This is a genomic window from Kitasatospora griseola (assembly GCF_014648555.1).
Lineage (GTDB): Bacteria > Actinomycetota > Actinomycetes > Streptomycetales > Streptomycetaceae > Kitasatospora > Kitasatospora griseola.
Map to the genome: position 1 here is coordinate 1 of NZ_BMRI01000083.1, position 5162 is coordinate 5162.

Consider the following 5162-nt stretch of genomic DNA (forward strand, 5'->3'; position numbering starts at 1 on the left):
TGGCGGAGGTGGTCGCGCGGCTGGGGGCGGCCGCGTTAGAGCTTGCGAAGTCCACTGAGGACCCTTTCGAGCAGCGTGACGTCGGGCTGGTTGCCGGATTCACCGCCGGCTGCGGGCTGGTGGATGGCGACCAGGCCGGCCTCGGCCAGGTCCGCCACGAGAATGCGGGCCACCCCCAGGGGGAGGCCGAGCAGGGCGGAGATCTCCGCCACCGACTTGACGTCGGAGGCGCACAGCGAGCAGATCCGCTGGTGCTCGGGCAGCAGGGTGGCCATCCGGGCCGGGTCGACCGACGCGGAGACCAGTGCTTCCAGGGCGAGTTCGTAGCGCGGCCGGGTGCGTCCGCCGGTCATGGCGAAGGGGCGGATCAGCGGCTCGGTGTCCTCGTACTCGTCGAACTCGTCGTCCTCGTAAGGATGTTCGGCGTGCGGAGGTTCGTAACGGTGCGGCAGGTCGGCGGGGTCGTGCGGGAACGCCTCCTGGCCGGGGTAGGCCTGGCCGTATCCGCCGGGCTGCTGGTGCCAGCGCGGGTCGGACTGCGGGGGCAGGTACGACTGGCCACCGTTGTTGAACTGCGGCGCGTACTGCTGCTGCTGACCGTGGCCGACGCCGGGAGTCCCGAAAGCGTCGTGGCCGGAGCCCGCGTACGGGACGCCGAACTGGCCACTGTGGTCGGGCGGTGTCACGGTTCATCTCCTCAAAGGGGTGCGGCGGTGCGTAGCTGGCCGCGTCGCCGAGGAGCGCCGGGGCCGGTGGTGCGAAGGCCGTACAACGCCCGGTCCCGAGGCCGCCGAAGCGACCTCGGGACGGGCAATGAGGTCTTTCGAATACCAGGACGGTATCCGACGAACCGTCAATGCAGGAGACTGCCCTGGAGTTCGGCCCGCAGAGCGGGCGTCAGGACCGCGCCGGCGCGGTCCACCAGCAGGGCCATCTCGTAGCCGACGAGGCCGATGTCGGAGTCCGGCGAGGCGAGCACCGCGAGCGCGGAGCCGTCGCTGACCGCCATCAGGAACAGGAAGCCCCGCTCCATCTCGACCACGGTCTGGGTCACGTCGCCGCCCTCGAAGATCCGGCTGGCGCCGGAGGTCAGCGAGGTCAGTCCGGACGCGACGGCGGCGAGCTGGTCGGCACGGTCCCGGGGGAACCCCTCGGACATGCACAGCAGCAGACCGTCGGCGGAGACCACCACCGTGTGGGACACCCCGGGGGTGTTGTCCACGAAGTTGGTGATCAGCCAGTTCAGGTTCTGTGCGGCCTGGCTCATCTGGGTCAACTCAACGCTCCTGCTGGTTCGAGCCGCCGAAGAGATCGGTGCTGCTGTTGTGCGGTCCATCACCGTACGCCCCCTGGTCGGGGTCGATGCGGAAAGTGCCGGTGGTACCGGAGTCGCCGCCGGCCTGGCGGCCCTGCTCGACGCCGCGGCGCAGGTTGGTCAGGCGGCCGCGGACCTCGTTCGGGTCGCGGGAGACCTGCGGGCCCTCCTGCGGGGTGGGCTTGGCGTTGCCCGGGACCAGGTTCTGCCGCGGCACCCGGCGCGGCAGGCCCGACGGGGTCGTTCCGGAGCTGGAGGGCTCGCGGAGCTTCTCCGCGCGCTGCCAGTCGCCGTCGTTGGGGGACTCCCACTCGCTGGGCGCCGCGGTCGGGCCGGTCGGCCCGTAGCCGCCGAGCGCCGACACGTCGTGGCCGCGCGACTCGACGGGCTCCGAGGTGTCCTTCGCACCGGTGAACCAGTTCGGGCTCTCGGCGGCCGACTGCCCGCCGCCCGCGCCGGCCAGCTGCTGGCCGGGCCGGCGCTGCGGCAGCCCGCTGCCGGCCCTGCCGCCGGCCGGCGGCAGGGCCGGCAGCTCCTCGGTCGGGTACGGGTGCCCGGCGGGCTCCTCGTAGCCGTACTCCTGCTGGTACCCGTCGGCGTACTGCGCCTCCGGGTACTGCTCCTCGGCGTACTGCCCGGCGGCGTACGGCTGCTGGTACTCGTCGCCGTACTGCTGCCCGCCCTGGAAGGGGTCGTCCTGGTAGCCGGCCGGCGCGTACGGGGCCCGGTACTGCTCGGGCGCGTACGGGTCGTCCTGGTAGCGCTGCTCGGCGGGCGGGTACGGGTCGTGGCCGTAGTCGGCACCCTGGTAGCCGTAGTCGGCGTCCTGGGCGGCCTGCTGGGGCTCGTACGAGGCCGTGAAGGGGTCGGACTCCGGACGGCGGTAGTCGTCGGCGTACGCGGCCTGGTAGCCGTTCTCGGCGAGGGGCTCCTCGGCGCCGTACGGCGACTCCAGGAGCTCCGCCTCCATCGGCTCCCCGGCGGGGGCGCCGGGACCGATCTCCAGGGCGGCCCGGCGGCGCTCCTCCAGGCGCTGCGAGCGCTGCATGGACTCCAGCGCGGGGGAGAAGCCGTTGCCGCCGGCGGGCAGGCCGGGGGCGGGCAGGTGGTCGTCGAAGCCGAGCTCCGCGGCGGTGCGCTCCGGGCCGTCGAAGGTCCACTCGGCGGGAGTGGGCTCCTGCTCGGCGAAGATCCGCGAGACGGTGAACTCCTCGCCCTGCGGCTCGGGAATCCGGGCCAGCTGGGTGAGTTGCTGCGGCAGCATCACCAGCGAGGTGGTGCCGGCCGATTCGCCCGACGGGCGCAGCTGCACGCGGATGTCGTGCCGCTGGGACAGCCGGCCGACCACGAACAGGCCCATGCGGCGGGAGATGGTGGCGTCCACGGTGGGCGGCTCGGCGAGCTTCTCGTTGATCTCGGCGAAGTCCTCGGCGGTCAGGCCGATGCCCTTGTCGTGGATCTCGATCAGCACCCGGCCGTCCGGCAGGCCGGTGGCGTTGACCAGCACCCGGGTCTGCGGGGAGGAGAACGTGGTGGCGTTCTCCAGCAGCTCGGCGAGCAGGTGGACGAGGTCGGTCACGGCGGGGCCGACCACGTCGGCCTCGGGGATGCCGGCCAGTTCGATGCGCTCGTAGTGCTCCACCTCGGAGGCGGCGGCGCGCAGCACGTCGACCAGCGGGACGGGCGTGTTCCAGCGGCGGCCGGGCTCCTCGCCCGCGAGGACCAGGAGGTTCTCGCCGTTGCGGCGCATACGGGTGGCCAGGTGGTCCAGCTTGAAGAGGTTCTCCAGCTGGTCCGGGTCGGCCTCGTTGTTCTCCAGGTCGGTGATCAGCGCCAGCTGGCGCTGGATCAGGCCCTGGCTGCGGCGCGACAGGTTGGTGAAGATCGCGTTGACGTTGCCCCGCAGCAGCGCCTGCTCGGCGGCCAGCGAGACGGCCTGCTGGTGGACCTGGTCGAAGGCGCGGGCGACCTCGCCGATCTCGTCCCTGCCGTGCAGCGGGATCGGGGTGACCGCGGTGTCGACCCGCTCCGGGTCGGTCTTGGAGAGCTTGTCGACCAGCTCCGGCAGACGGTGGTTGGCGATGTCCAGCGCGGCGGTGTTCAGGGTCCGCATGCCGAGGATCATCGAGCGGGCGATGTAGCCGGTGAGCAGACCGGCCAGCACCAGCGAGGCGATCACGATCAGCGAGTTGAGCACCCAGTCGGTGAACGCCCGGTCCTTGATGGCCTGGGCGTCGGCGACGACCTGGTCGAGCAGCTCGCCCTCGGCCGCGCGCAGCGCGCTCATGTGGCTCTTGGTGGCCTGGTCCCACAGCGGGCGGGTCAGGCCGTCGGTGCCGGCCGCGTTGATGATGCGGGCGGCGGCGTCGCGGTCGGAGGCGGCGGTGGCCAGCTGGTTGCCGTAGCTCATGCCGACCATCAGCAGCGCGCCCATGGTGGGCATGGTGTGGCCGTCCGGCATGCGCAGCGGCAGGCGCTGGTCGGCGGTGGCCTGGGCGACCTCGGCGTCCGAGTAGACCTTCACCTCCTCGTCGCTGGAGGCGGTGTTGAACTCGTCGCGGGCGGTCTGCTCCAGCTTGGAGGCGACCATCAGGCCCTGGATCAGGTCCTGGCCCTGGTGGACGTCCACGCCGCCGACGCCGAGGCCGACCAGCAGGTGCAGCATCAGCGCGCGCTGGGTCGAGGCGGACGCCTTGGCCAGCGACATCGCGTAGATGGCGCGGCCCTTGGAGGTGACGTTGGTGGAGCCGAAGCCGACCGAGTTGTCCATCGCCAGCAGCGGCGCGAAGATCATCGAGTACGCGTTGGCGGTCGCGGTCGCGAACAGTTCCTTCTTGTACGCGTTCTGCCGCAGGTGGTCCAGCGAGAGCGCCATCGACTCGAACTGGGCGTTGCGGCGGGCGACCGTCGGGTCGTCCTTGACCTTGGCGAAGGTGGCGCGGTACTCGGCCAGCGCCTGGTCGGTCCGCTCCCGGAGCTTCTTCACCTCGCCCTGGTCGCCCTGGCCGGTGAGCAGCGGCACCAGGCTCTCGTCGCGCTCCTGTTGCAACGCGTCGGCCAGCTTGGTCGCGGCGCTCGCCACCTTGGCGACGCGCACCGCGTGGTCGGCGTTGGTGTAGTCGTCCAGCGAGGTGTTGACGCGCAGGCCGCCGAAGACCAGCGCGATCACCACGGGGATGACCAGGATCGCCACCAGGCGGGTCGGCACCCGCCAGTTCAGCGGCGAAAGGAAGTCGGCCCGGCTGCTGACGCGGCGCGGGGCCTCCTTGCCGGCACCGGTCCGCTCGGCCGACTCGCCGGCTGCGGCGGGGGCGGTGCGCTGCGGCTCGCCGCGGTCCTCGGCCGCGGTGAACGCGGAGAACTGACCGGTGGTCTGGCCGCTTACCGGTTCCTGCTGGCGGGGCTCGGAGCGCCGCTGCGGGGTGACTGGCTGCTTACGCCTCACTCGACAACAACCTCTCGACCGACTGGCGGCCATGGATCAATCCGGCGGCTACCCCCCGACGGGCCGCGACCCGCTCGGATACTACGGGGTAGCTGGAATTCAACACGAGCCGGAGAAGCGGACAAACGGCTGCCCCACCCGCACGCCCGGGGCAGAAAGCGGACATTTGCGGCGGAACTTCCGCAAAGGTCTAGGCCAGTGGCGCGGACCGGAACCGGGTGACTACGTACGGTCAGAAAGTCCCGGTAAATGTCTGTTCGAACTGTTACCGGGGGACGCGAACCACCCTTGGCACGCGCCCCCGGCCGGGCCTTCCGCCACTCACCGCAGGCGGGCGAGGAGGGCGTGCTCGACGAGGGTGATGAGGGCGCTCTTGGCGCTGTCCCGGCGTCGGGCGTCGAG

The 5162-nt window shown here is 71.8% G+C and carries 3 protein-coding genes and 1 pseudogene; all 4 read right to left on the reverse strand.

All coding sequences use genetic code 11. The features are described 5' to 3' along the window. Positions 1 to 35: 35 nt before the first annotated feature. The gene (locus IEZ12_RS37060; protein WP_083462666.1) at positions 36 to 686 is read right to left on the reverse strand and encodes a DUF742 domain-containing protein; all 651 of its coding nucleotides are present in this window, start codon (positions 684 to 686) and stop codon (positions 36 to 38) included. A 167-nt stretch (positions 687 to 853) separates the two neighbouring features. Next, entirely contained in the window at positions 854 to 1267 is a 414-nt protein-coding gene (locus IEZ12_RS37065) for a roadblock/LC7 domain-containing protein (RefSeq protein WP_014138208.1), read from the reverse strand. A gap of 10 nt (positions 1268 to 1277) precedes the next feature. Beyond that, positions 1278 to 4760: a sensor histidine kinase gene (locus tag IEZ12_RS37070; protein ID WP_229848708.1), complete on the reverse strand. Its 3483-nt coding sequence runs from the start codon at positions 4758 to 4760 to the stop codon at positions 1278 to 1280. A gap of 321 nt (positions 4761 to 5081) precedes the next feature. Continuing rightward, positions 5082 to 5162, reverse strand: a pseudogene (locus IEZ12_RS37075) (ATP-binding protein); the annotation flags it as partial.

What these genes read in the sequence shown, in the direction of transcription:
- IEZ12_RS37065 (WP_014138208.1), bottom strand. Translation starts at nt 1,267, where the DNA reads ATGAGCCAGGCCGCACAGAACCTGAACTGGCTGATCACCAACTTCGTG.